19 protein-coding genes and 2 riboswitches are annotated in these 26,754 nt (G+C 62.0%); of the genes, 4 read left to right on the forward strand and 15 right to left on the reverse strand.

The window, feature by feature from the left end; genetic code table 11:
• The 3 genes from HPY55_03210 to HPY55_03220 form a co-directional block, all read right to left on the reverse strand.
• Complete coding sequence (locus HPY55_03210; GenBank protein NPV69642.1) at positions 1 to 1,068, reverse strand: substrate-binding domain-containing protein; 1,068 nt, start codon at positions 1,066 to 1,068, stop codon at positions 1 to 3.
• A gap of 83 nt (positions 1,069 to 1,151) precedes the next feature.
• Positions 1,152 to 2,150: an ABC transporter permease gene (locus tag HPY55_03215; GenBank protein ID NPV69643.1), complete on the reverse strand. Its 999-nt coding sequence runs from the start codon at positions 2,148 to 2,150 to the stop codon at positions 1,152 to 1,154.
• Between the two features lie 3 nt (positions 2,151 to 2,153).
• Positions 2,154 to 3,665 carry a sugar ABC transporter ATP-binding protein gene (locus HPY55_03220; protein NPV69644.1) on the reverse strand — a complete coding sequence of 504 codons (1,512 nt, stop codon included), beginning with the start codon at positions 3,663 to 3,665 and terminating at the stop codon, positions 2,154 to 2,156.
• A gap of 292 nt (positions 3,666 to 3,957) precedes the next feature.
• Here HPY55_03220 and HPY55_03225 point away from each other — a divergent pair, with 292 nt between their 5' ends.
• Positions 3,958 to 4,704, forward strand: coding sequence for an SIMPL domain-containing protein (locus tag HPY55_03225; protein NPV69645.1), 747 nt, complete (start codon positions 3,958 to 3,960; stop codon positions 4,702 to 4,704).
• A gap of 62 nt (positions 4,705 to 4,766) precedes the next feature.
• Here the strand turns inward: HPY55_03225 and HPY55_03230 are convergent, their stop codons facing one another.
• The 12 genes from HPY55_03230 to ftsE form a co-directional block, all read right to left on the reverse strand.
• Complete coding sequence (locus HPY55_03230; GenBank protein NPV69646.1) at positions 4,767 to 5,855, reverse strand: HD domain-containing protein; 1,089 nt, start codon at positions 5,853 to 5,855, stop codon at positions 4,767 to 4,769.
• Positions 5,856 to 6,062: 207 nt separating this feature from the next.
• Positions 6,063 to 7,982, reverse strand: a complete 1,920-nt coding sequence (gene uvrC / locus HPY55_03235) for an excinuclease ABC subunit UvrC (GenBank protein NPV69647.1) — start codon at positions 7,980 to 7,982, stop codon at positions 6,063 to 6,065.
• Positions 7,983 to 7,985: 3 nt separating this feature from the next.
• On the reverse strand, positions 7,986 to 10,928 hold the full coding sequence (gene uvrA, locus HPY55_03240; GenBank protein ID NPV69648.1) for an excinuclease ABC subunit UvrA: 2,943 nt from the start codon (positions 10,926 to 10,928) through the stop codon (positions 7,986 to 7,988).
• The gene (uvrB, locus tag HPY55_03245) at positions 10,925 to 12,904 is read right to left on the reverse strand and encodes an excinuclease ABC subunit UvrB (protein NPV69649.1); all 1,980 of its coding nucleotides are present in this window, start codon (positions 12,902 to 12,904) and stop codon (positions 10,925 to 10,927) included. The genes uvrA and uvrB overlap by 4 nt, the downstream gene beginning before the upstream one ends.
• 134 nt (positions 12,905 to 13,038) lie before the next feature.
• On the reverse strand, positions 13,039 to 13,779 hold the full coding sequence (locus HPY55_03250) for an anaerobic ribonucleoside-triphosphate reductase activating protein (GenBank protein NPV69650.1): 741 nt from the start codon (positions 13,777 to 13,779) through the stop codon (positions 13,039 to 13,041).
• Positions 13,780 to 13,814: 35 nt separating this feature from the next.
• The gene (locus HPY55_03255; GenBank protein NPV69651.1) at positions 13,815 to 15,920 is read right to left on the reverse strand and encodes a ribonucleoside triphosphate reductase; all 2,106 of its coding nucleotides are present in this window, start codon (positions 15,918 to 15,920) and stop codon (positions 13,815 to 13,817) included.
• A 142-nt stretch (positions 15,921 to 16,062) separates the two neighbouring features.
• Positions 16,063 to 16,250: riboswitch (cobalamin riboswitch) on the reverse strand.
• Positions 16,251 to 16,362: 112 nt separating this feature from the next.
• Positions 16,363 to 17,286, reverse strand: coding sequence for a divergent polysaccharide deacetylase family protein (locus tag HPY55_03260; protein ID NPV69652.1), 924 nt, complete (start codon positions 17,284 to 17,286; stop codon positions 16,363 to 16,365).
• A gap of 96 nt (positions 17,287 to 17,382) precedes the next feature.
• On the reverse strand, positions 17,383 to 18,654 hold the full coding sequence (locus HPY55_03265; protein ID NPV69653.1) for a PDZ domain-containing protein: 1,272 nt from the start codon (positions 18,652 to 18,654) through the stop codon (positions 17,383 to 17,385).
• A 31-nt stretch (positions 18,655 to 18,685) separates the two neighbouring features.
• Positions 18,686 to 20,089 (reverse strand): S41 family peptidase, encoded by a 1,404-nt coding sequence (locus HPY55_03270; GenBank protein NPV69654.1) that lies wholly within the window; start codon positions 20,087 to 20,089, stop codon positions 18,686 to 18,688.
• A gap of 165 nt (positions 20,090 to 20,254) precedes the next feature.
• Complete coding sequence (locus HPY55_03275) at positions 20,255 to 21,454, reverse strand: peptidoglycan DD-metalloendopeptidase family protein (GenBank protein ID NPV69655.1); 1,200 nt, start codon at positions 21,452 to 21,454, stop codon at positions 20,255 to 20,257.
• Positions 21,455 to 21,467: 13 nt separating this feature from the next.
• A complete protein-coding gene (locus tag HPY55_03280; GenBank protein ID NPV69656.1) occupies positions 21,468 to 22,355 on the reverse strand; it encodes an ABC transporter permease in 888 nt (295 codons plus the stop codon).
• A complete protein-coding gene (ftsE, locus tag HPY55_03285) occupies positions 22,321 to 23,031 on the reverse strand; it encodes a cell division ATP-binding protein FtsE (GenBank protein NPV69657.1) in 711 nt (236 codons plus the stop codon). Before ftsE ends, HPY55_03280 begins: the two co-directional genes overlap by 35 nt.
• A 292-nt stretch (positions 23,032 to 23,323) precedes the next feature.
• A riboswitch (cobalamin riboswitch) is annotated at positions 23,324 to 23,450 on the forward strand.
• Between the two features lie 188 nt (positions 23,451 to 23,638).
• On the opposite strand from ftsE, the gene cobD reads away from it, so the two are divergent.
• The 3 genes from cobD to HPY55_03300 all read left to right on the forward strand — a co-directional run bounded on the left by cobD (position 23,639) and on the right by HPY55_03300 (position 26,652).
• Positions 23,639 to 24,598 (forward strand): cobalamin biosynthesis protein CobD, encoded by a 960-nt coding sequence (cobD, locus tag HPY55_03290; GenBank protein NPV69658.1) that lies wholly within the window; start codon positions 23,639 to 23,641, stop codon positions 24,596 to 24,598.
• Between the two features lie 91 nt (positions 24,599 to 24,689).
• Positions 24,690 to 25,607, forward strand: coding sequence for a GHMP kinase (locus HPY55_03295; protein NPV69659.1), 918 nt, complete (start codon positions 24,690 to 24,692; stop codon positions 25,605 to 25,607).
• Complete coding sequence (locus HPY55_03300; GenBank protein ID NPV69660.1) at positions 25,543 to 26,652, forward strand: threonine-phosphate decarboxylase; 1,110 nt, start codon at positions 25,543 to 25,545, stop codon at positions 26,650 to 26,652. Before HPY55_03295 ends, HPY55_03300 begins: the two co-directional genes overlap by 65 nt.
• The last annotated feature ends 102 nt before the right edge of the window (positions 26,653 to 26,754 follow it).

Consider the following 26,754-nt stretch of genomic DNA (forward strand, 5'->3'; position numbering starts at 1 on the left):
CTACTGTTTCTTGGCGTTCTTCTCCGCCTCTTCCATGTATTGCATCACCGCATCAACGTTATCGGGCGTAACGATCAACAGACCCGAATCGATCGTGCGAGGCATCCAGTTGCAGGTCCAGGGGTCAATCCCGCCGATGCGGATCGAGTTGTTGTGCCAGCTGTAAAGAAAGAACAGGGCCATGTAATTCATGACGTCGTATTTTTCCATCGTGACCATCTGGATTTTACCATTCTTGATGTTGTTCAGGAACTCGCGTCCGGCCTCATTGCATGTCACAATAACCTTCCCAGACACACGAGCCTCATCTAGAGCGGCAATAATGCCGGGGCCGGCCTCGGAGTCAAGGCCGATAATGCCCGTCAGGTTCCGGAAGGCTTTGAGAAGGGCTCCAACCCGCTGCGCAGCCAGGTCTGCCTGCGAGTCGTTGTCTTCTTCCGCTACTACCGTGATTCCCGTCCCTTTGAGGGTATCTTTTATGCCCTGCCGTGAACGCTGCATGTTTTCATTTTGAATTGGGGAGATCACCGCAACCTGTCCGGTAGTCAATCCGCGTTTCTTGTGCTCCGCAATCTGGTATTCCGCCATGCGGACGCCAAGCTGGTACCAGTCCGTGCCTACATAGGCAAGACGGTTGGATTTGAAGAGATCCCCATCCGTTACAACCACCGGCACCTTCATGGCGATGGCCTTATTCACCGGCTCGGTCAGGGCCGGATCCCAACCACCCACCACGATGATCCCGGCCGGCTTGCGGGCGGCTTCCTGCTCCACCGTGGCGATGTAAGCCGCCAGGTCAACGGTCGTCGGGCCGGCTTTGCGAACCTTTACGCCAAAGTCCCGGGCGAAGGCGTCCAGGGCGGGATAAACCCGTTCCACAAAAAGCGGCAGGCTGGAACACTGAGAGATCCACACGTATTCCTGATTAGCGCGGTCAGACCCACCGATCTTGCCAACCTGGGTAACCTGCTTGTCCTCGCTTTTTGGTGGAGTTGTGGCAGCCTGGGAACAACCTGCTAGCAGAACAGCGAGCAACAGAATGGAAATTGCCCTCCACATAGTCTTCATCTTGAGATACTCCTTTCGGGATACTCTTCTTGCCGGCCCCTGTCCTCGGTATGTCGGTGGTTCTTTCACCCCTCTCTCCAGGTTCACCGTCTGCTCCTGCCGATCTGATCAATACCAAGTGCCGCAAGCAAGACAATGCCGACCACGATACTCTGCCAGAAGACTGGCACGCGGGCAATGATCAAGGCGTTCTGGATAAGAGACATGAATAGTACAGCAAGAAGCGCGCCGGGGATCGTGCCAACCCCGCCTGTCAAGCTGGCGCCGCCAAGGATCGCCGCTGTGATCGCACGCAGCTCTGTCCCTACCCCGGCAAGCACAACCGCGTTGCTTAACCGCGACGCCAACAGGGTTCCAGCCAGGCCAGACAGCAATCCCATCAGCGCAAAACCGGCGAAAACCACTCTGTTCACCTTGATTCCCGACAGCATGGCAGCCTTCGCATTGCTGCCGATGTAATAGAACTGGCGGAAATACCGGGTCCTGCTCATTGCGAACCAGGCGGCTAACGCAACGATCAGCATGACCCAGAAAGGCGACTGCAACCCGAGGATCATCGCCTGTCCGAACGGGCGGAATCCTTCAGGCAGGTTGGCTACACCGGAAGGAGAAACGAGCTGGGTGACGCCTCGCAAGATGTTCTGCATAGCCAGGGTGGTAATCAGCGCATTGATCCGTAGCCGGGTGACGATCAGGCCGTTGACCACGCCAACGAACAGGCCGGTAAGAACGCCTCCCAGGAACCCCACTCCGGGGGGTAGACCCCACAGCTTGACCATGGTACCGGCCATAATCCCGCCAAAGGCCAGCGTGGCCCCAACAGAGAGATCAAACATGCCGGCAACCAGCAGGATCATCATCCCGACGGTGAGGATGCCACTCTGAGCAGCGTCCAACAGAACGGCAGTGAAATTGTCCCAGTGGGGAAACGCTTCGGGATGCTGGTACGTCATATAGCCGCCGAGCAGAGCCAGCAAGACGATGAGCAGCAAGACCCGGTCCTCGGCAACCCGTTTGGCTATTCGTCTTGGCAGAGAATTACTGGATTGTCTTCGCGCGGTGTATTGCGCTGTCTGTGGCATCGCTTATCGGATTCCTCCCTCTGCTACCGCGCTCATGGGCGTGGCCATCTGCAGAATGGCAACTTCATCTACAGCGCCTGCATCTAATTCCCCCACTGTACGACCTTCGGACATCACAACAATGCGGTGGGCCAGCGCCAAAACCTCTGGTAGATCGGATGATACTACCAGCAAGGCTACACCTTCGCGAGCCAAATCCCGTAGAATTGCATACAGATCCGACTTCGCACCGACATCGACCCCTCTTGTCGGTTCATCCACAATAAACAGTCTCGGTTTGCGCGCCAACCACTTCGCAAGCAGGACTTTTTGTTGATTACCCCCGCTTAAGAACATGACCTCACGTTCCACGCTGGGGGTAGCCACCCGGAGCGCCTTACAGGACCGAACCGCAAGGTCCTTCACCATCCGGTTATCAATGATGCCGTTTCGGCATACAGCATCCATGTTAGTAGCCGCGATATTGCTCGAGATACTCGAAGCCAGGAATAGACCTGCTTCACGCCTGTCCTCAGGCAACATCCCAATTCCGGCTTTCATGGCATCAACCGGATGGGTTGGAACCAGCTCTCTCCCGCCGATCCGAATTGTGCCGGAAATGATGTCCCGAATACCGAATATGGCTTCACATAATTCTGTGCGACCCGCTCCGACTAGACCTGCGAGGCAGACAATTTCTCCTGCGCGAACCCTGAGCGACGCGCCCTTAACCGGAGGGGCGACCAGGTTCTCAACCTCAAGAACGACTGGGGCTTCCGCTGGAGCCCGCCTGCTGTCCCGTTCAAATGACAGTTCTCGCCCCACCTCAAGGTGGATGATCTCGTCGGGCGAAGTCCTGGCGGTCTCCCGAACACCGGTGACCTTCCCGTCCTTGAGTACTGTCACCCGATCGGCAACTTCAAAGACCTCTCCCAGCCGGTGGGTCACATAGATGATTGCCACCCCACGGTCCGCCAGGCGGCGGAGCACTTTAAACAGGTGGCGGGACTCGTTGATCGTTAACGACGACGTTGGTTCATCGAGCATGAGGATTTGTACGTCTTGAGAGAGGGCTTTCGCGATTTCAACCAGTTGGCGTTGGCCGGGAGACAACTGAACAACCGGTGTGGATGGATCGATGAAGACATCGAGGTCTTTCAAGAGGCCCTCGGTGATTCCGCGCATCCGGGGGAAATCAACCACGCCCATTGACGTGACCGGTTGGCGTCCAGCGAATATGTTCTCCGACACATTTAACGGAGGAAACAGGCTCCCCTCTTGAAATACGATTGCTACTCCCGACTCCTGCGCAGCCTTTTCATCTGCTGGCGAATAAGGCCTTCCCTTGATTTCCATGAAGCCCTTATCTGGACGGTACACCCCGGCGATGATGTGCATGAGGGTTGATTTCCCTGCGCCGTTCTCCCCGACGACCGCATGGACTTCCCCCGGGGCAACCTCGAACGATACGTCATCGAGGGCCACTACGCCTGGAAAGACCTTGGTTACATGATGGACACCTAATTGCGGAGGAATTCGAGAAGCATTGTCGACGACCTGGTTTGGCACAGCCAACTTTCGCACACCCCCGAAGACTATGAACCAGAGGGCCCGGAGTGTTCACGCATGAAGAATGTTCATCTTTCACGAACAATGATAACACAGAATTGGTCAAGATCAATCCCTTAAATCGTTGGATCTTCGTCGTTGGGCGCTAACTGACAGGCTGGCTGACGGACGGCTGGAACTTTCTCCCCGGCAGTTCGTCGTAGAGCCGTATTCGAGAAGACCCCGTGGCCACGAGGGAATTATATCAGGGGTGATGTCTGTGGACAGGCGAAAGGCTTTCATGGCGATCGGGCTGGCCGTGGCGCTTTTCTGCGCGGCGGCGTTTGCGGGACTGGCGGGCAGGGTTCAACCGCGGGCTGCGGTGGCCGAGGAAAGCTCGCAGCGCGTGATTGCGGCGACGGGAGAAGCGACAGTCAGCGCGAAGCCGGATATCGCGTACGTGGGGCTCGGAGTGCAAGCACAGGCTGACACTGCAAGGGAGGCTCAGAGCCAGAACTCCGCGGCGATGAGCCGCGTGATGGCTGCGCTCGCTAAGCTTGGCATAGCCAACGACGACATCAAGACGTCGCGGTTCAACATGTACCCCGTATACGACTACAAGCCCGAGCCGGACCAGCAACCGAAGCTTGTCGGGTACCGGGTCGACAACTCCATCCGGATTACCGTCAGGGATCTGAGTCGCGTGGGAACCGTGCTCGACGAGTGCGTGAAGGCCGGCGCGAACCAGGTCGAGACCGTGACGTTCTCACTCAAGGACGCGACGAACTACCGGATGCAGGCGCTCGAGGAGGCGGCGCGCAGCTCGCGCGCCGAGGCGGATGCCATGGCCAGGGGCCTCGGGCTCACGATCACCGGCATTAAGGCCGTGCAGGAACTGTCTTCGTCGGTGCCGCGATACGAGTTCACGATGATGGACGCCATGCCCAGAGGTATGGGCGCAAGCGCCCCGGTGGCGCCCGGGCAGATAGAGGTCAGGGCCGAGGTACGGGTCGAGTACACATATTGAACAGTCGCTGCGAACACCGGCACCCGCCCGTCAGCGGCGCGGGTGCCACTGTTTCCGGGCGTTCACTCGACCCCGGCCGTCCCCCCGTCCCGCGCCGGGGTCTCGAGAGCCACTCCCTTGAAGAACTCGAAGTCCTCCAGGATTACGCGAACGAGTGAGGCATCCAGGTGGCCGGACTGCGCCATGTCCGTCATGAGCCGGGTGACCTCGTCGCGTTCCATTGCAGGGCGGTACGGGCGGGCCTGGTTCAACGCCTGGAACACGTCGCTCACGCACACCACCCTGCAGCCAACGTCGAGATCGTGACCGGTGGCGCCGAACGGGTACCCCAACCCATCGAGTCGTTCGTGGTGGTACGACCCCCACGTGGCGATCTCGCTGAACACCGGGAGCCGCCGGAGTATCCGGTAGCTGTGATATGGGTGCTCCCTCATAACCGCACGTTCAAGGGGGGTCAAGGGGCCAGGCTTGTCGAGGATCTCGTCGGGGATGCCGAGCTTCCCCAGGTCATGGAGGAATCCTGCGAGCCTTATCAGGCCGACGTCGCGATCGGACAGACCGGCCCTCGCCGCAAGATGGGCAGCCACCGCGGCGACGCCGGCGGAATGCCACCTCGTAAACGGGCTCTTGTCGTCGATGACCTCCGCGTATATCCTCGACAGCGGCTCGATGTCGGCAGGGCTGAGATTGACTCCCACGGGTGGCGCGACACCGAGGATGTACCTGTCAAGGTCCTCTGACATCAGATCTAGCCAGAACGAATCTTTCTCGGCGATGCGTTCGAATGCGCGAACCAGGGCGGGGTCGAACACCCCCGGCGTCCGGAACCTGATCCTGTCGATCATCGAGCGCTTCTCATGCAGCACGTGCCGGGCGTAATGGGCGAGGATCGTGGCGCGGTCCGCGAGGTGGATGATCCTTGACCCGAGAGGGATGCCGGCGCCGCTCTTCCCGCGTGGATTGTCTCCATAGAACCTGTCGTGGTGGTGCGCCACCAGCTCGGACACCCCGGGCAATCCAGGCAAGGATGCAAGCAGCCGGGCACCGCGTTCGGCGTGCTCGAAGGGGCTGTCCACCTCGAATTGGACGAGCCTCAGGCGCTGCGCGGAGGTGGACACCCCCGCGTCGTGGACCAGTGAGGCCCAGAACACGTCTCGCCGCACATCCGGGGTCGCGCCCACCAGGTCGACGATGCGAAGCGATACGTAGGCGACCTCGATCCCGTGGCGCAGTCTGGGGAACGCCCCCCGTCCGACCAGGTCCAGGGCGCTGGCGAGGGTGATGAGAACCTCGTTGACTGTCGCGGCCTTGTGGCCGCCGGCGCCGGCCAGCTTTCGCTGCGTGTAAGATCCCCTCCTTTACGCCAGGTTGGACAGGGCCTCCTTGATCTTGCCGGCTAGGACCGGGCCGATCCCCTCGACCGCCGAGATATCCTCGGAGGCGGCCCGGGCTATACCCCGTACTGAGCCGAAACGCCTCAGTAAAGCCGACTTCCGCTTTGCCCCGATGCCCGGGATCTCGTCCAGGAGCGATCTGAGTCCCTGTCTGCCCCTGAGTTTTCTGTGATATCCTACGGCGAATCTGTGCGCCTCGTCCCTGAGTCGCTGAATTAAGTAAAGTGCCTTCGAATCCCTGGGGAGAATGACGGGATCTGGCCGGCCGGGCAGGAATATCTCTTCCTCCTGCTTGGCGAGGCCGATAACCGGGATGTGCAGGAGGCCGAGCGCCTTCAGCACCTCGAGCGCCGCACTGAGCTGACCCTTGCCGCCGTCAACCAAGATAAGGTCGGGAAATTCGGCGAAGCCCTCCGGCGGCTCGCCCCGCGGCGACGCGTCGGCGCGCTCCTCCCGCTCCGCCAGCCCCCTCCGGAAGCGCCTGAACAACACCTCCTGCATCATGGCGAAGTCGTCCGGCGTCTCTCTGGACTTGATCCTGAACTTCCGGTACTGGCTCTTGTCGGGTCTCCCGTCGCGGAACACGACCATGGAGCCGACCGGTTGCCTGCCCTGGATGTTCGAAATGTCGTAACCCTCGATGCGGTGAGGGCTCTCCGTCAGGCCCACGGCCGACGACAGGCCTTCGAGCGCCGACCGGATCTCCTCCGCCTCGCGTTCCTCCTCCGGCTTCATTTCTTCGATAGCGAGGCGCGCGTTGGTGATAGCCATCTCCACGAGCTCGCGCGGCTTTCCCCTCGACGGGACCCGCGTGCGAACCCTCGCTCCTCGTAGACCCGACAGCCACTCCTCTATTGCTTCGAAGTCCGCCGGTTCGGCCGGCAGGAGGATCTCGGGGGGAACGGAGCTCGCGGACGAATAATGCAGTTTCAGGAACGACCCGGCGATCTCACCCGGCTCGGCGCCGGCTGCGTCGGATAGCGCGAACGTCTCCCTCCCGACCATCTTGCCGTCCCTGATCTGGAACACCTGCGCCACAGCGTCGTTCCCCGCGGTGGCGACGCCCACGACGTCCCTGTCTTTCATGTCGGTGAAGATGATGTTCTGCTTCTCCGCGATATCCTCGACGGCCCGGATCTGATCGCGCAGCCGAGCCGCTTCCTCGAAGTCCAAGCGTTCTGCGGCGCCCTGCATCCTCGACCTGAGACGCGACACCACGTCGCGGGTCCTCCCTTCCAGGAAGGAACACATGTCGCGGATCATGCCGCCGTAGGCCTCTTTGCCGACGTGGCCGCAGCACGGCCCCAGGCACCTGCCGATCTGGTAGTTCAGGCAGGGCCTCCTCGCGTTCCTGAAGGCGTCGTTGCTGCACGTCCTGTACGGGAACACCCTGCGCAGGAGGTCGAGGGTCTCACGCAGAGACCCGGCGCGGGTGTACGGGCCGAAGTACCTGGAGCCGTCCTTCTTCATGGACCTCGCAATCAGGGCGCGCGGCCAGTCCTCATCGAGGGTAATGCGGAGATACGGAAAATGCTTGTCGTCGCGGAGCTTGATGTTATACCGGGGCCGGTACTTCTTGACCAGGTTCGATTCGAGGATTAGGGCTTCGACTTCCGAGCCCGTGGTGATGTACTCGAGATCGGCGATGTTCGCGGTGAGGCCGGTCAGGCGCCTTGTGTACGCCTGTCCCACCTGGAAATACGAACGGACTCTGTTGCGGAGTGATATGGCCTTGCCGATATATATCACTTTACCCCGGGAGTCCTTGAAAAGGTACACGCCCGGGAGTTCGGGAAGGTTGCGCACCTTCTCGATCAGTTCGGACGCCGGCGCTTCCGCAGGGATCGCCGGGCCCTCGCTAACTCTCCCGTCGCCGGCCGCCATACCTCATCTATCGCCTCCGGCCGCAAGTTCCAGGCGCCTGCGCCGCTCTCGCGGGTCGAGCGCCACCTTCAGGAACTGTCCGGTGTACGAGCTCTTCACCGAGGCTACCTGCTCGGGAGTCCCTTCGGCGATGACTCGCCCGCCCTGGTCACCGCCCTCCGGACCGAGGTCGATGATGTAGTCGGCGGTCTTGATCACGTCCATGTTGTGCTCTATGACGACCACGGTCGAACCGGCGTCCACCAGGCGCTGCAACACCTCCAGCAGTCTCCTGGTGTCCGCGAAATGGAGCCCCGTGGTCGGTTCGTCCAGGATGTACATTGTTCTCCCGTTGCCCCGCCTGCACAGCTCGGTCGCCAGCTTGACCCTCTGCGCCTCGCCGCCCGAGAGCGTGGTGGCCGGCTGGCCCAGCCGTATGTACCCGAGGCCGACGTCGTGCATGGTCTGGAGTTTTCGCTGTATCTTCGGTATGTTGGCGAAGAACTCGAGCGCTTCCTCTACCGTCATGTCGAGGACCTGTGATATGTTCTTGCCCTTGTACTTGACCTCGAGCGTCTCCCTGTTGTATCGCGCTCCCTTGCACACCTCGCAGGGCACGTACACGTCGGGGAGGAAGTGCATCTCTATCTTGATTATCCCGTCGCCGCGGCACGCCTCGCAGCGCCCACCCCGCACGTTGAACGAGAACCTCCCGGGCCTGTACCCGCGGGCCCTCGCCTCCTGCGTCACCGCGAACATCTCGCGGATCGGGTCGAACGCGCCCGTGTAAGTCGCGGGGTTGGAGCGCGGCGTCCTGCCTATCGGCGACTGGTCGATCTCGATCACCTTGTCCAGGTGTTCGAGGCCCAGTATCGCTTCGTGCTCGCCTGCTTTGAGTCTCGATCCGAACATCTCGTTGGCGAGCTTCCGGTACAGTATCTCGTTGACGAGCGTGCTCTTGCCGGACCCCGATACGCCCGTGACGCACACGAACATGCCCAGCGGGAACTCCACATCTATCCCCTTGAGGTTGTGCTCGCGGGCGCCCTTGACGACAATGTACCTGCCGTCTGGTTCCCGCCGGCGCCCAGGCACAGGTATGGACTCCACGCCGCCGAGGTACCTGCCGGTCACGGAGGCAGGGTTGTCGATGATATCGCGCACGGTCCCGCTAGCCACCACGCGGCCGCCGTGCTCCCCGGCCCCTGGCCCGATGTCGATAACGTGGTCGGACTCCCACATGGTGTCCTCGTCGTGCTCCACCACGATAAGCGTGTTGCCAAGATCGCGCAGCCGCTTCAGAGTCGACAGCAGCCTGTAATTGTCCCGTTGATGAAGCCCTATGCTGGGCTCGTCCAGGATATAGAGGACGCCCATCAGGCCCGACCCGATCTGCGTCGCGAGGCGGATCCGCTGCGCCTCCCCGCCCGCGAGGCTGCCTGCGGAGCGGTCGAGCGTGAGGTAGTCCAGCCCTACGTTCACCATGAACGTGAGACGCTCCCTGATCTCCTTCAGTATCTGGTGAGCTATCAGGCGCTGCCGGTCGTCCAGATTCAGTTCATCGAAGAACTTCAACGCTCGTGAAACCGACATGCGGGCCACGTCGGCGATTGACAGGCCCGCGATCTTGACCGCGAGGGCCTCGGGTTTGAGCCTCAACCCCTTGCACGCCGGGCAAGGGCGCGAGGACATGTACTCCTCGATCTCCTGGCGCATCGCCTCGCTCGTCGACTCGCGATAACGTCGTTCGAGGTTTCTGACGACCCCCTCGAATGGGGCCTCCCAGGCGCGGCGGGTGCCGAACTCGTTCTCGTAGAGGAACCTCACCGGACGGCCCTTCGTGCCGTACAGGATTGTGTCGATCTGCTCGGGCGCCAGATCCTCGACGGGGGCTTCCATGCTGAATCCGTATTCCCTGGCCACCGTCTCGAGCATCTGGTAGTAGTACGTACTCGTGCTCTTGCTCCACGGGGCTATTGCCCCGTCCGCCAGAGATTTCCGCCTGTCCGGGATGACCAGGTCGGGGTCGATCTCCATGTTGTTACCCAGGCCGGTGCAGGACGGGCACGCGCCGTACGGGGAGTTGAACGAGAACAGCCGCGGTGCGATCTCCTCGATGCTGATCCCGCAATCGGGGCATGCGAGGTTCTGGCTGAACAGCAATTCCTCGCCCGCCGTAGAGCCCGCGGCGCCGGCCGCCGGTCCACCCGCCGGAGCGTCCGCCGCGGCCCCTGCGCCAGGCGCCCCGACGATTCCGACCACCGCCAGGCCGCCGCTCAGGGCCACCGCCGGCTCCAGCGAGTCGGCCAGCCTGCGTGCGGCGCCGGGCTTGACTATCAGCCGGTCCACCACCGCCTCGATCGTGTGTTTCCTGTTCTTCTCCAGCCTGACCTCGTCTCCGCCGGACAGGTCGACGACCTCGCCGTCGACCCTCGCGCGGAGGTAACCGGCCTTCCGGATATCCTCGAAAACCCTCGTATGCTCGCCTTTCCTGCCCCTGACCAGCGGCGCGAGTATCTGTATCCGCGTCCCCTCGGGAAGCCCCATGACGCGGTCTACCATCTGCTCGACCGCCTGCCGCGATATCGGCCGGCCGCAGCTCGGGCAATGGGGCTGGCCGATCCGCGCGAACAGCAAACGGAGGTAGTCCCACACCTCGGTGACGGTCGCCACCGTCGAGCGGGGGTTCCGGCTCCCACTTTTCTGATCGATGCTGATTGCGGGCGATAACCCCTCGATGTAGTCCACGTCCGGCTTATCCATCTGGCCGAGGAACTGCCTCGCGTACGCCGAGAGCGACTCGACGTAACGGCGCTGTCCCTCGGCGTAGATGGTGTCCATGGCCAGACTCGACTTGCCGCTCCCCGACAGGCCGGTGATGACGACGAGCTTGTCCCGCGGGATCTCGACGTCTATGTTCTTCAGGTTGTGCTGTCTCGCACCCCTGACGAATATCCTGTCCCTCATTGATGGATCCTGGCCTCCAGCTCGAAGATGATATCCCGGAACGACGCGGCGCGCTCGAACTCAAGCCGCTTCGACGCCTCCTTCATCTGGCGCCTGAGCTTCTCGACCATCTTCGGGATCTGCGCCCGCGGCAGCTTCGAGACGTCGTGGTCGGCCCAGTACTGCGCTGACGGGTCGGCGGCACGCGTCGCCTCGATCACCGCGCGGACCGACTTGCGCACCGTTTCCGGGGTTATCCCGTGCTCGCGGTTAAACCTCGTCTGCAGCTCGCGGCGCCTCTCCGTCTCCGCGATGGCCTTCCTCATCGAGTCGGTGATCGCGTCCGCGTACATTATGACCTTGCCCTCAACGTTCCTCGCTGCGCGTCCTATCGTCTGTATCAAGGATGTCTCCGAACGGAGGAAACCTTCCTTGTCGGCGTCGAGTATCGCCACCAGCGACACCTCTGGGAGGTCGAGTCCCTCTCTCAGCAGGTTGATGCCGACAACAACGTCGAACACACCCGTACGCAGGTCGCGGATTATCTCCATGCGCTCGAGCGTCTCCACCTCGGAGTGGAGATACCTGACCTTCACGCCCATCTCGCGAAGGTAATCGGTGAGATCCTCAGCCATCTTCTTTGTCAGCGTCGTGACCAGCACCCGCTGGTTCTTCTGCGTCCTCAGCCTGATCTCGGCGAGGAGGTCGTCGACCTGGCGCTTCGTCGGCCTGACCTCCACCTCGGGGTCGACGAGACCTGTGGGCCGGACGACCTGCTCTACGACCCGCTTCGTCTTGCGGAGTTCATAGGGCCCAGGGGTCGCCGAAACGTAGACCACGTGGTTGATCCTTTCCTCGAACTCCCCGAACTTCAGCGGCCTGTTGTCGAACGCCGACGGGAGCCTGAACCCGAACTCCACCAGGGCCTCTTTCCTCGACCGGTCGCCGTTGTACATCGCCCCGATCTGCGGGACAGTCTGGTGGGATTCATCTATGATTACCAGGAAGTCTTCCGGGAAGAAGTCCAGCAGCGTGTACGGCGGCTCCCCCGGCTTGCGGCCCGTGAGGTGCCTCGAGTAGTTCTCGATGCCGGGACAGAACCCCGACTCGCGCAGCATCTCGAGGTCGTACCTCGTGCGCTGCTCGAGACGGTACGCCTCGAGCGCCTTCCCCTTATCGCGCAGTTCCTTGAGCCGCTCGTCAAGCTCCTCCTCGATCGTGACCAGCGCCCGCTTCACTTTCTCCTCGGTAGTGACGTAGTGGCTTGCCGGGCTTATCAAAACGTGCGAACGGTGGCCCAGGACTTCCCCGGTGAGCGCGTCGATTTCGCCCAGTCGCTCCACGAAGTCGCCGAACATCTCGATCCGTATCGCCTTCTCTGTAAACGATGACGGGTAGACCTCGATCGTATCGCCCCTCACGCGGAACGTCCCGCGTTCGAACGCGATGTTGTTGCGGGCGTACTGGATGTTGACGAGGCGCTTCAGGAGCTCGTCGCGACTGTGCTCTGCGCCCTCGCGCAGCGAGATCGACAGCTTGCCGTAGTCCTCCGGCGAACCCAGGCCGTAGATGCACGACACGCTGGCGACGACGACAACGTCCCGCCGCTCGAAGAGCATGCAGGTCGCCGAGTGCCGGAGCTTGTCTATCTCGTCGTTCCGCAGCGAATCCTTCTCGATATACGTGTCAGTCTGCGGGATGTACGCCTCGGGCTGGTAGTAGTCGTAATAGCTCACGAAGTATTCGACGGCGTTGCCGGGAAAGAACTCCTTGAATTCCCCGCAGAGCTGTGCCGCGAGGGTCTTGTTGTGGGCGATCACCAGCGCCGGCTTCTGGACGTTAGCGATCACGTTCGCCATCGTGAAGGTCTTGCCGGAGCCCGTGACGCCGAGGAGCACCTGCTCTCTCTCGCCCCTGAGGATCCCTTCGGACAGCTGTTCTATGGCCCTTGGCTGGTCACCCTTCGGGGTGTACTCAGAAACCACCTTGAATTCCATGGTGGGGTATCATCTCCGTGGAACATGCTATCATACCAAACATGTGTTTGCAATCGCCGGAGGAAAGCCGGAGGAAAGCCGTGTACCTCGATTGTGTGATCGGACTGTGATGTTGTCACCCTGTGATCGATTGCTTAGATTGAGACCGATGTCTCACCGCCTGCGGGGTTCCTGATTTCGACCCTGGCCACCAGGGGCGCTATGCGGTAGGCGAGGCGCTCGAGGCGGGAATACGGGCACGTAGGCAGCCTCATCCAATTGGGGTCGAGTGTTTTCGCGGGAGGCCGGTACGGCTGGAGAACGTACTTGCTTGCTCCCTGGAGCCACCTGGCAGCCGCCTCCACGTCTCCTGGGGACAGCAGCCCGGGCACGACCGTGGTTCTGAACTCGTAGTTCGTCGCACTGCGCTGTACGAGGCGGATGCTTTCCTCGATGGTGCGCGGGTCCACCCGGCTACGGGTCACCCTCCGATACTTGTCGGGAGGAGCCTTGACGTCCATCGCGATGTAGTCTACCAAGCCGCGCTCCAGCAGCCGCGCCAGTACATCGGGGCGGGTGCCATTGGTATCCAGCTTGGTTCTAAACCCCAGCGCTTTTACGTGGGCCAGAAATCCGGGGAGGCAGGGATCCAGGGTGGGTTCTCCGCCACTCACGCAAACCCCGTCTATGAATCCCCGGCGGCTTTCCAGGAAGTACAGGAGTTCTTCTTCCGGGATGCGGGGCAGATGGGGGGAATCCAGGACCAGGTCGGGATTGTGGCAGTACGGGCACCTGAGGTTGCACCCGGCCAGGAACACGGTGGCGCACACCATACCAGGGTAGTCGATCAGGCTGAACTTCTGCAATCCCCTCGCGTGCACGACAAATGGTCTGATCCCCCCGAGGTCCTGCGCCACGAGGAACTCCCCCGTCATACTGCAGTGGGCTCCGCCTGCTCCGGCGGGAGGAAAGCCTTTCTCGTGCGGAACTCCTCCTGTTTTCCGGGGTTCCAGCTCTGCACGGGCCGGTAGTATCCCACCACCCGGCTCCACACCTCGGTTGTACTCTGGCAGCGGGGGCACGAGGGCTGTTCTCCTTTCAAGTAACCGTGCCGGGGGCAGATGCTGAAGGTAGGAGTGACGGTCAGGTAGGGGATGCGGAAGCGGTTCAGTACCCTTTGCAGGAATGCCTTCAGGGTTTTGGTATCCTCAACGCTTTCCCCCAGAAAAGCATGGAAGACAGTTCCACCGGTATACCTGGTCTGCAGATGTTCTTGCAGGGTGAGAGATTCGAAAACGTCATCGGTGTAGCCGGCCGGAAGGTGGGTGGAGTTGGTGTAGTAGAGTTCCCGGTCGCCCGCGGTGACGATATCCGGATAGCGGGACCGGTCAATCCGCGCCAGCCGGTAGGAAGCGCCTTCCGCCGGGGTGGCCTCCAGGTTGAACATCTGACCTGTCTCTTCCTGGAACCCTACCAGCACTTGCCGCATGAATTCCAGCACTTCCAGGGCGAACTGCTGGCCGGCCGCGGTGCCGATGTCCTCGCCAAGGAAGTTGAGTAGCGCCTCGTTCATCCCCACCAGGCCGATGGTGTTGAAGTGGTTGCCCCAGTATTGTCCCAGGCACTCCTTCACCTGGCGAAGGTAGTGACGGGAATACGGGTACAACCCGCCCTCTGTGAACCGTTCCAGCACCTGCCTCTTGACGAGAAGGCTGTCTCGGGCCAGTTGCATCAGTTCGCCCAGGCGTGCGAAGAACTGCTGGGGCGTCGTGGCCAGATAGCCGATGCGGGGGAGGTTGATGGTCACCACCCCTATGGAGCCGGTGAGGGGATTGGCGCCGAACAGCCCTCCGCCGCGGCGGCGCAGATCCCGGTTGTCCAGCCGCAGGCGGCAGCACATGCTCCGTACGTCCTCCGGCCGCAGGTCGGAGTTTATGAAGTTGGCGAAGTACGGGATGCCGTACCGGGCGGTCATGGCGGCGATGCGATCGGCGACTGGACTCTCCCAGTCGAAGCCGGAGGTAATATTATACGTGGGGATAGGAAAGGTGAATATGCGGCCGCAGGTATCCCCCTCCAGCATCACCTCGCAGAATGCCAGGTTCAGCATGTCCATCTCCCGCTGGAATTCCGCGTAAGGAAATTTATCCAGGCGCCCTCCCACTATGACCGGTTGCTCGGCCATGTACGAGGGCACCGTCACATCCATGGTCAGGTTGACGAAGGGAGTCTGGAACCCCACCCGGGTGGGCACGTTAAGGTTGAAGATCGCTTCCTGGAGGGCCTGTTTAACTTCGCGGTACTGGAGGCCGTCGTACCGGATGAAGGGAGCCAGGCAGGTGTCGAAGTTGGCTAGGGCCTGGGCTCCTGCCGCCTCCCCCTGGAGGGTGTAGCAGAAGTTGACGGCCTGTCCGAGTGCGGTGCGGAAGTGCCTGGGAGGGGCACTTTCCACTTTCTGCCCCACGCCGGCGAAGCCGTGAAGCAGGATGTCGGCCAGATCCCAACCACAGCAATAGGGGGCGAGGATCCCCAGGTCGTGGATATGGAAGTCACCGTCCTTGTGGGCTTCCCGCACGCGAGCAGGGTAGATCTTTTCCAGCCAGTAGCGGGCGGAAACGGCGGAGATGATGTGGTTGTTCAGTCCCTGCAGGGAATAGTTCATGTTGCTGTTCTCGCTCACGCGCCAGTCCAGCTGATTCAGGTAATCCTGCACCATTTTCTCGGCGTTCACCACCAGAGCACGAAAGTCTCGCATCTCCTGATGCTGCTGGCGGTAGAGGATGTAGGCCTTGGCGGTGCGGGCGTGGCCGTTCCGGATGAGGACTCGTTCGACGACGTCCTGTACGTCTTCCACGGTGGGGAACCTGTCGTCGAACTGGTGGCCGACGGTGGCCACCACTTCATCGGCCAGGCGTTCGGCCAGGTCCCGATCTTGTCCTCCCACGGCCCGGGCGGCTTTGAAGATGGCATTGGCGATCCTCCCCCGGTCAAAGTCGACGAGACGCCCGTCTCGTTTCACGATCTTCCGTGGCGTCACTTTGGCACCAGCCTTTCTTATTCAGGCGTATGGAAAAAGGGGCGTGAGCCTCGGGGCAGTAAAGAAGGCCTCAACCCGGGGGCGGATCGAGGCCGGAAACTCTACAGAAATACATAAGGCGCCTCTCCTTTCTACCGAAGGCACAGGCATCCTGCACACGGGCAGGTTTCCTGACTCATGGGTCACTGCCTTCCCCGGCCTTCCCGGGCGACACGGCCCGGTGGCGTCTCCTTGGGTTGGCTACCCATTTACAGTGGCGGGACCGTCCAGGATTTGCACCTGGTTCCCTTTTGACCCCCTGTTGGGGGCACCCACGTGCATCTGCTCTTGTCAATCGTATTCTAACACGGCCGGCATGGAGCAACAAGCCTTGCGGGAGGTCATAGCCGGAGGAAGGCCGGCAGCGGGTGGACGGGGCGCGGCCGCCGTGGTTTGCCGGAGGCTACTTGAGGCGTGCATCTCCCATACCTGATGCCGGCACGCTGAGGGCGCGGACGACGTCCGATGCCCGCACCAGCGTGACGCCCATCTTCTGGATCTCGGGGATGACTTCCAGGATGCACCTGACCGTGAGGGGGTTGACGTGGCCGATCGCGATCACGGCGTCCTTCTTCCTGGCCAACGCTGCCGCTGCCAGCACCCGCGACCGGACGTACGCCTCGTCCCTGTCGTTGTCGAGGAACACCAGGTTCGCGCCGGAGGCCACCCCCTGGCGCCGCGCAACCGCCTGCAACAGCGAGTTGCCCACGGTCTTGCTGTCGATCACGAACACCCCGCGCTCGCGGGCGACCTCCACGACTGCCTCGACGACTTTCAGGTCGGCGGTCGCCCTGGATCCAGTGTGGTTGTTGAGTCCCGGGACGGGGCCGACCTCGTCGAGGTGTTTCCTGACGAGGCGCTTTATCTCGTCCGCCTCCATCGACGTGGTTATGGTCCCGGGCGCCATCGCTGTGCCGCGACCCGTGGGATGGAGCGGTTCCATCGGCAGGTGCAGTATAACCTCGTGGCCCGCCCGCCTGGCGCGGTCCGCCTCTTCGACCGAGTGTGGTCCCCCGGGCAGCACGGCCAGAGTCACCGGCGCCGGCAGCGCCATGGCGTCGGCTGTCCCCGGCACTCCCCAGCCGAGGTCATCCAGGACTATGGCCAGCATGGGACCGTCGGGCGCGCTAGCGGCGCCCGGTTGCACGCCCGTCTGAGGGGGCGGCCCGGGCGAGGACTCTGCGGGCCGCGGCTGCGGTTGTGTGCCGTTTCCCCCAGCGGAGCCACCCACAGCGCCGCCTGGCGGCGCCTGCGCCTCTCCTCTCGCCGGCCCGCCCGCCGGAGCCCGCGACGCGACTCTGGCCAGCACGAATATCGCCAGCAGCACTAAAACGGCCGCCCAGACCTCGGGCCGCCGCGGGTCGAACGCGCTCCTGGTATTTCCGGTGACCGGCTGTATGGCTGATTACCTCCAGCGGCGCGGTCAACGCCTTCCGAGCAAGCGCTCCACCGCCGTCCTCAACCTGCCTACAAATCTCTTTCCCGGGCTGAACCCCCCGAGCTCCACGTGAGGTGGGTCTCCCTCCTCGGGGACGGGGATTATGCCCAGGTCATCGATGACCCCTCTGAACCTTACGTCGCGCGGCTGTTCGTCTCCTCCCCGTCGTACGCTGAGTTCGAGGAATACGGGGGTCTGCCGTACCATCTCTCGCAGTTCATCCCTCGTGTTGACGGGAGTCCCCGTCACCTCGGTTACGATGTCTCCCGTCCTCAACCCCGCGGTCTGCGCGGGACTGCCGGGCAGGACGTCGAGCACCATGACGCCCCTCTCCGGCGGGACGAAGGCGGGGACCCCGGACAGCTCTCGCCTGCTGCCCATCGCAATCACCAGTTCGTGGCCGAGCGGGCCGAACAGGGCGGCAACCCACTGCAGGGGGCTGACGAACGCGGATGCGATCGCGAGCCCAAGTAGCGAAACGCTGTACGCCCCCAGTATCAGGGACGTCCTCCTCGCTTTCTGGGCAGGTGGGCACGTGACTGCGACGTCGCTGTAACCGAGCGCCGCCACTATCGGCCACATCGCGAACAACGCATCCGGCATGTTCGCGGCCTCGGCCGGCCTCACGAGCGGCCACCAGTCCGGCATCTGGATCAGCCCCGTAACCTGCGATGGGTCGGGGAGCGCCAGCATGACCAGGGCGACCAGGGGCATTGGCCAGAACCGCTGCAGGCTGAATCCCCCGACGGTCCGCCCAGACCGGCTGCGGAGATAGACGGGAGTCGAGCACCCGCTGCCGCTCACCCTGATCAGGACGCTCTCGGTTATGTGAAGTACGCCTACCAGCGCCATGATCCCGGGCACCGACACCCTGGGCCAGCCGAACAGGAGGTTCGACAGCGACACTATCCCGCCGGCGTACGAGAAACACATCAGCCTGGGGTTGATCATGTATAGTAGGAATGCGAGCGGCAGCAGGTAGGATATCCCCGAACCCGTAAGAGAGACGCCCACAAACACGAGCAAAAGACTGGCGACGATACCGCCGACCAGCCCGTAGAGCAGCCCGGAAACGGACATCTCCATAAAGCTATTCTTGACCGCCCCGTAGATCCGTTCCTCGTTCGCGGCAAGCCGCTTGTATTGCATGACGGTCAGCAGTACTATCAGCCAGAACACGCCGGCCACCGAGGGTTCGAGTATCACCAGGGGAAGCAGGCGCAGCACCGCCAGCATCAGCTCCCTTGCCGGGAACATCCCCAAACCGCCCCCCTTAATCGGTGTACGCCTACATCTTCGTGCGAATGACGTCGATGGCCATCTTCAGCTGCGGGTCGTCGTCGTGCGCGGCCTTCGATAACGCCTCGTTGACCTTCGCTATCGTCCGGGAGTCCGCGGTCCCCGTTGCCAGGAAGCCGTTTGCCCTCTGGAAGCTCACTACAGCTCCCGCGGTTGCCGGGCCGTAGATGCCGTCCTCCTCGAGTTTGTACCCGAGGTGATTGAGCCTCTGCTGGAGCGCAAGTACATCCAGCCCGATGCTCATTCTGCCCAAATTCCTGGAAATCTTCAACGGCTCATACCCGCTCTGGTCCAGCGATTTCACGATGATGTCGGGCTCTATGCCGGTGCCATGGATGGACCTCCCCGACGGTGTATAATACCTAGCCGTCGTCAGCCTGAGGCCTGACCCTTCACGCAGGTTGAGCAGGGTCTGCACGAGTCCCTTTCCGAACGTCTTCGTTCCTATGATTGTCCCGACCTTGCGGTCCTGGACCGCCCCGGCGACTATCTCTGAGGCGCTCGCGCTACCGCCGTCCACCAGCACCACGAGCGGCAGCCCGAGGCCGGTAGAGGACGACGACTTGATGTCCTTTTTGCCATCCTTGTCCACCACCGAAACGATCGGTCCTTCGGGCACGAACAGTTCGGCTATCCTGACGCATTCATCCAGCAGACCGCCGGGGTTCCCGCGGAGGTCGAGGATGAACGCCCTGGCGCCGTTCTCCTTGAGCGACTCGAGCGCCGCTTTCGTTTCTATGAATGCGTTGTCCCCAAACTGGCTCAATTCGATATACCCTACATTGTCGGCTACCATCCGGTGTTCGACGGATGTCATGATAATGTTCTCGCGAGTCAAAACGTGGTCAACCGGGTTTCCACCGGACGCGGGCAGGATCGTGAGTATGACCTGTGTTCCGGCAGCACCCCGGATCATCTCGGCCGCTTTGTCGGACGATACGTCGTACATCTCCTTGCCGTCTACCTTCAGGATCCTGTCGCCTGCCTTGATCCCCGCGCGTGCAGCGGGCGACCCCTTGACCGGGGCGATCACGATGATGTACTTGTCCTTGACCCCGATAGTCAGGCCAACCCCGGAGTAGTTGCCACGAGCCCTGATGATGAAGTCCTGCCATTCGCGCGGTGTGAAGTAGTCCGAATAGGGATCTCCCAGGGAGCGGACCGCGCCTGCAACGGCGCCATCGATGACCTTGTCGATGTCCACGCGGTCGACATACCGCTTTTGTATGATGTCTATGACTTCCTGGAGCTTCTCCCAGCCGGTCGACTGCGACTGCTCGCCAAACAGCGTCTTGAGCGGGATGACCTCCGAGGCTGTGGTATACCCGGCGACGCCTACCAGAAGGAAGACGCCGAGCAACAGGGTCAAAAGATGCTTTCGATTGTTGAACACTTGGGTGACACCCCCCGGGGGCTTCAATCCTGCTTCGTTTTGCGTGTAACCAAAAACCGCCCAGTGCACCTGGCGGTTTGCTCTCCAGTCAAGAACAGTCTAGCATAATGCGCAGTTCACGTCACTTGGAGTCGCCGATAGTGCGGGGCCGCCGCCCCCCTTCCGCTACTTGAGCCACTTGAGTGGGTCGTTAGGCGCGCCGTTGACGCGGACCTCGAAATGGAGGTGGGGGCCCGTACTGAGGCCCGTGGAGCCCACCCGTCCTATGACGAATCCCCTGTCCACGACTTGACCCGAACTCACCAGCAAGGTATCGCAGTGGGCGTACAGGGTCGAAACCCCTCCGCCGTGGTCAATGATTATGGCCTTGCCGTATCCGCCGAGCAACCCGGCGTGTAATACCGCGCCCGCCTCCGCCGCCAGAACGCTGCTACCGCGGGACGCACCTATGTCGATACCCGAGTGCATGCGCATCGTGCGCAATATCGGGTGACGCCTCATGCCGAACCGCGAAGTCACGGCGCCCTTGGCCGGCCACAACATGTTGAGGGGCCCGATGCGCCGGAAGCCCTCCTTCGCCTGCAAGTCCTTGATTATCTCAACCAGTTGCTCGGAGAGTTCCTCGAGTTCGTCCAGCGCCTTCTCGTACTCGCTGCGCTCCTTCTTGACCTGTGCGAGGAACTGCTCCCTATCCGCCGCGCGGGAGGTTACCTGCTCCCTCTTGAGGGCCACCTGCCCTTTCAGCGACTCGAGTTCATCCCGCCGTTCTTCGAGCTCCTCCTTCTTATCCCTGTACTCCTGTTCCTGCTGCTTGATGTCGGTGGCCAGCGACACATCGTGTTTCACTATCGACCTGACCATCTCGAACCGGCTCAGGAGGTCCTGCACATCGACGGCGCCGAGGATTACTTCGATATAACCGATCGGCCCTACCTTATACAACCATTTTAGGCGGTTCTTCAGCAGGTCGTTCCTCTTGCGGAGCTCCTCCTCGGTTTCCTTCAGTCCGTTTTCCGTCTCGCTTATCGCCCTCTGCGTGGACTGCAGTCGCGCCTCAATGTACTTCAGGTTGTTCTGGGCCTTCTCGAGCTCCTGCTCGAGCCTTTTCAGCTCGGTCAGCAGGCTCTTTTCCTGACCACGGGTACGCTGTATCTGCTGCCTGTAACGCTCGATCTCGCGGTTCACGCGGTCGAGCTGCTCCCTCTTGTCCTCGAGTTCCCCCGCGCGCACGGGCCGAGCGTACCCCGGCAATGCCGTCAGGACAAGGGACACGCAGATGACGAGGCACACAAACCTCGAGAAACGGCGTGGCGCCGGCTGAACCGAATGACTCGTATGGCTTGTCCGATCTAACCTCACGGTCAACGCGTAGCGCCTCCTAGATCCGCATAAACCTCCTGATGGATATCCCGCTCCCCGCCGCCCCCATGACCGCCCCCGCGCCGACGAGGATCATAGAAAGCGCGTCGACGAGCGGGCTCGGAGCGACAAGCGGTATGAAAGGCAGCACCTTGGGAACATTCACAAACAACCACAGGTAACCGATCCGGCTCAACAGCGCAGCGAACCCAGCGCCCGTTATTCCGAGCAGGAGCCCTTCGAACACGAAAGGCGCCCTGATGAACCCGTCCGTCGCGCCGACCAGCTTCATTATCGCGATCTCTTTCCTGCGGGCGTAGAGCGTGAGTCTTATAGTATTCGACACGAGTGCCACCGTAGCGACCGCAAGCGCCACGACGAGCCCCGTGCCTATCAGCCGCAGGGCTCGCGTCACGAGGAACAGCCGCTCCACCATCTCGCTCTTGTAGGACACGCTTTCGACGCCCTTCAGCCTGGACACGGCGTCCGCGACGTCCTTCACCTTCTCGGGGGTCTTCAGCGTCATCTCGAACGACGCCGGTAACGGATTGGCGTCCTCGATCCCGGCGAGGAGATCCCTCTGGTCTGCGAATTGCTGGCGCAGCCGGCGGAGCGCCTCGTCTTTGCTGACATACTTGACCGACAGCACCTCCGCATACCCGGCGATGGTCGTCTCGATCTCCTTGACCCGCTTCGAGTCGGTGCCCTCCGCTATGAATGCGCGTATCTCGACCTGCGATTCCAGTACCCGCGCCACGTTGCCCAGATTGACCGAGATGATGTAAACCGCAGCAAAGCACACCAGACACAAACCGACAGTACTGATCGACGCAAGACTCATTAGAGAGTTCCTCCGGATGCTCCGGAGGGCCTCACGTATGGCGTAGCCCCAGCTGTTGGGCGTCATTCACGTAGACTCCTCTTTCGTCGTCCCGCACGACCCTGCCGCGCGACATCGCGATCACGCGCTTCTGCATGCTGTTCACGATGCCCTGGGCGTGCGTGGCCATCACCACTGTGGTGCCCCACCTGTTTATCTCCTCGAGCAGGCGCACGATCCCCCACGACGTGGTGGGATCGAGATTGCCGGTGGGCTCGTCCGCGATGAGGACGGCGGGCTTGTTTATGATCGCGCGGGCGAGCGCGGTCCTCTGCTGCTCCCCGCCCGAGAGCTGACCGGGCATGGCGTTGGCTTTGTCCTTGAGGCCCACCGCATCGAGCGCCTGCGGGACGCGCCGTCTTATCTCGCGCCTGGACATGCCCGTTACCTCGAGGGCAAACGCAACGTTGTCGAACACGTTGCGGTCGGGGAGCAGTTTGAAGTCCTGGAAGACCACACCGATGTTTCGCCTGAGGAACGGGACGTCGCACGTGCGGAGTTTCGTGACGTCGTCGCCGTCGAAAATGACCGAGCCTGCGGTGGGAAGTTCCTCCCTGTAGATGAGCCTCGTCAGCGTGGTTTTCCCAGCGCCGCTCGGCCCCACGACAAACACGAACTCGCCCTTCCGGATAACGAGGTTGACCTGGGACAGGGCGACGACGTTGTTTGGATATGCCTTTGTGACTTGCCTGAATTCGATCAATCTCGATCCCCGCAGACTGGTTTCTCCCCAACCGGCCGGACAGCCTCGCCGGTGGGGTGCGTTTCCGCTGGTACAGGCCGTAACAAGTGCCTCTGTGCGGGAACGCTTTCGACACCTCTTTACGCGAATCCTCTTTGTGCAGGCAAATCAGTTGTGAACGTTCTTCGAAACTTATTCGACACGTACCGCGCGCAGTGACGTGTACCCCGGCAGGTTAGTCGGCCGCCCGGGTGCGTGCCCGTTATTGTACGCTGCCCCTGCGCGGGGTATAATGGTCGTAGATGCCACGCCAACCAGATACCGCGCAAACAGGTCCCCGGAAAAGGGGTAAAGAGGGAATCAGGTTCGAAGCCTGAGCGGTCCCGCCACTGTAAACGGGGAGTCACCGGCGCAAACCCACTGTCCAAGCCCTCACGGCAACAGGACCGCCGTAAGACGGCGCAGCACAAATCAACACCGCGGTGTGCGGCCGTACTGCACCCTTCGGAGGAGAGGACGGTACGCCGGTTCAGTGAACAGCCGGCCCAGCCTTCGAGGCTGGGCCTCGTCTTTGGGGTCATCCGATCCGGCCCGTGAAGGCGCCGGCAGTGCGCCTGGAGGAAGCGTCATGCCCGTGTTGATCGCTTGTCTAATGGACCTGGCCCTGGGAGATCCGCCCTGGCTGCCCCATCCGGTGCGCCTGATCGGCCGCCTGACGGCGCGGCTCGAGGCCGTCCTCCGTCCGAGGAAACCTGTCCCGGTCTGGGATCTGCTGGGCGGTACGCTCTTGACGCTATTCGTCGTCGGACTCTCATACGCCGGAGCGGTGGGGATCACCGGAGTCGCGTCGGCCATCCATCCGTGGTTCGGTCGGCTGGTTTCCGCCTGCCTGATATTCACCACGATAGCCTTCCGAAGCCTGAAGGAATCCGCACACGGAGTGCACGAGTGCCTTGACGCGGGAAACCTTCCACTCGCACGCGCCAGGACTGCTATGATAGTAGGGAGAGACACCGCCGGCCTGGATGAGGCGGAGATCGCCAGGGCTGTCGTGGAAACCGTCGCCGAGAACACGGTTGACGCGGTGGTTTCACCTCTCTTCTATGCAGCCCTGGGCGGGGCGCCGGCAGCGGTAGCCTACCGCGCAGTGAACACGCTTGATTCCATGGTTGGTTACAAGAACACGCGGTACCTCTATTTCGGTCGAGCCTCGGCGCGACTTGACGACCTGGCAAACTTCGTGCCCGCCAGGATCGGCGCCATCCTGATCGTGATGGCAGCCATGCTTACCCGGCGAGACTGGAGGCGCGCGTGGAGAACATTGCTCCGGGATGGCAGAAATCACCCCAGTCCCAACAGCGGGCAGCCCGAAGCCGCGATGTCCGGCGCCATCGGGGTCCGGCTGGGTGGGCTGAACTACTACGGGGGGAAGCCATCATTTCGGCCCTACATCGGATGGGATGGCTCGCCTGCGCTGAAAGGACACATCCGTGAGGCCACCACGCTTCTGAGTGTCGCCTCACATGCGGCCGCTATACTCGCGGTAGCCGGGGAGGTGATTGGGGCTGGCCTGTACGGATGGCTTTGAGGCCGAACTTTCCGGCGGAGTTGCCTCGGCCACTGCGGTGGCCCCGGGGAGCTGTGGCGAACTTGTCCAGGGTAGCATCGCAGGCGTGGACTTGCTTGTCAGCTGCCCCATTGATGTTTACTCGCGAGTCCAGGTGACGGTGAGTCTACCGCCCGGGACCAATGCACGGCTAGCAACCCTCAGCGGTCAACCGGGCCAGCAAGACCACGGTACGCCCGGGTTGCCCAAGGCCCGCCGGGCGGTGTGGCTCTCGTTGGCCCGCCTGGGGATCACTGACGAAACAGTGAGTCTGAGCATCAACGTGTCCAGCCCGATTCCTCACGGTAAGGGTATGGGCAGCAGTACGGCCGATATAGCCGCGGCGGTCGCCGCCACTTTCGCCGCCTTCGGCAAGAGGGCCTCTCCTCACGACATTGCGGCCATCGCCTTGAGCATCGAGCCCACGGATGGGACCATGTTCAGGGGAATCGCGCTTTTCGACCACAGGCAGGGGCGGGTAACGCGTCACCTCGGAAAGCCACCGGGCGTGGACCTGCTCATAGTGGATCCCGGTGGGGAAGTAGACACACTCGAGTTCAACAGGAATCCCCATCTTCCGGAACTGAACAGGAAAAAGGAACGGGAAGTGGCTGAGGCGCTTTGCCTGGTAGAACAGGGTGTGAGGAACAGAGATCCACGGGCTCTTGGTGAAGGCTCCACTCTAAGTGCGAAGGCGCACCAGGCCATACTGCCGAAGCCCGGGCTTGACCTCGTCCTGACCGCTGCGAAGGACACCGGCGGCGCCGGAATTAACGTCGCCCACAGTGGCACCGTTATGGGGATGCTGTTCGACTCACGTACCGTTGATCTGCCCGAGGTGGAAACGTATGTGCGACGCAAGCTCCCGTGGGCGGCCATTACAAGTGCGAGGCTGATCGGCGGGGGCGTAAAGGTGGTGAAAACGGGTGAGGATCACCTCTCACGGCGGGAACACACTCGCTGCGGGGCGCCGGTACGGGCTCAGGCCTGAGGACTTCATTGACTTCAGCGCGAGTATAAATCCAATCGGCCCTTCGGCCCGGGCGATCGAGAGGATCGCTGGGGAAATCCCTTCAATTGCCCGCTATCCCGACCCCGAGTGTTCGGAACTCGTCGAGGAGCTCTCCAGGCATCTCGCCGTCCACCGGTCGCACGTGCTGGTGGGGAACGGAGGCGCCGAGGTCATCTTCGCGACGATGCGCGCGCTCTCACCTGCTCGGACCATAATAGTGGCACCCACTTTCTCGGAGTACGCGCACGCGGCAGAAGCCCTGGGAATACCCGTCGTCAGGGTTCTGCTGTCACCGGAGAACGGCTTCGGTCTCGACCCCGCGGTGATATCGGCTACAGTCTCTATGGGAGACGCCATCGTCGTCTGTAATCCCAATAACCCCACGGCAAACCTCACGAACGCGGAAACGCTCGGCGATCTCCTCCGGAGGACCGAAACCGCCGGAGCCTACCTGATCGTCGACGAGGCGTTCATGGAGTTCGTGGGCGACAGGGCAGTGTACTCAATGGTTCCGCTCACACGCTACTTGCGGGGTCTCATCGTAATCGGGTCGCTGACCAAGTTTTACGCCCTTCCGGGGTTGAGGATAGGGTATGCCGTGGGCTGCCCCGAACTGGTGGATAAGATTACTCGCCAGATCCCCCCCTGGAGCGTTAATTCGCTGGCACAGGCGGCTGCTGTCGAGTCCCTGCGCGACAAGGACTATGCGGAGGCCACGCTTACGTTCATCTCGTCCGAAAGAGAGTGGTTCGCAGGCGAGCTGGCAGGCATTCCGGGGGTGATTGTCTGGCCTCCTTCCGCGAACTACATCCTGTTTGAGGTGCGGGGGTTGGGACTGAACGCGACTCAACTCGCCGACCACCTGGGTCGCAGGGGCATACTCGTGAGGGACTGTTCTGCGTTTGAGGGACTCAATGAGTATTACGTGCGGGTCGCCGTGCTGAAACGGGAGGCTAATCTCCGCCTGGTCGAGGAGATACGCCGGTTGTCCCGCCGGCATACGCCTGTTATCAAGGGCTGCTGAGAGCCGGCCCTTCTTGCGCCTGTAGAAGCGAGAAGCGAAGCAATCTGAGCAAGTGCGATGCGAAGCAGGCTCAAACGCACCTCCCTCTGTCCGGATATCCTG

This window comes from Bacillota bacterium (genome assembly GCA_013178305.1).
Taxonomy (GTDB): Bacteria; Bacillota; Sulfobacillia; order JABLXB01; family JABLXB01; genus JABLXB01.

What these genes read in the sequence shown, in the direction of transcription:
- uvrB (NPV69649.1), bottom strand. Translation starts at nt 12,904, where the DNA reads ATGGAATTCAAGGTGGTTTCTGAGTACACCCCGAAGGGTGACCAGCCA.
- uvrC (NPV69647.1), bottom strand. Translation starts at nt 7,982, where the DNA reads ATGGCGGCCGGCGACGGGAGAGTTAGCGAGGGCCCGGCGATCCCTGCG.
- HPY55_03210 (NPV69642.1), bottom strand. Translation starts at nt 1,068, where the DNA reads ATGAAGACTATGTGGAGGGCAATTTCCATTCTGTTGCTCGCTGTTCTG.
- HPY55_03280 (NPV69656.1), bottom strand. Translation starts at nt 22,355, where the DNA reads ATGACGCCCAACAGCTGGGGCTACGCCATACGTGAGGCCCTCCGGAGC.
- HPY55_03265 (NPV69653.1), bottom strand. Translation starts at nt 18,654, where the DNA reads ATGTTCCCGGCAAGGGAGCTGATGCTGGCGGTGCTGCGCCTGCTTCCC.
- cobD (NPV69658.1), top strand. Translation starts at nt 23,639, where the DNA reads ATGCCCGTGTTGATCGCTTGTCTAATGGACCTGGCCCTGGGAGATCCG.
- uvrA (NPV69648.1), bottom strand. Translation starts at nt 10,928, where the DNA reads ATGAGGGACAGGATATTCGTCAGGGGTGCGAGACAGCACAACCTGAAG.
- HPY55_03215 (NPV69643.1), bottom strand. Translation starts at nt 2,150, where the DNA reads ATGCCACAGACAGCGCAATACACCGCGCGAAGACAATCCAGTAATTCT.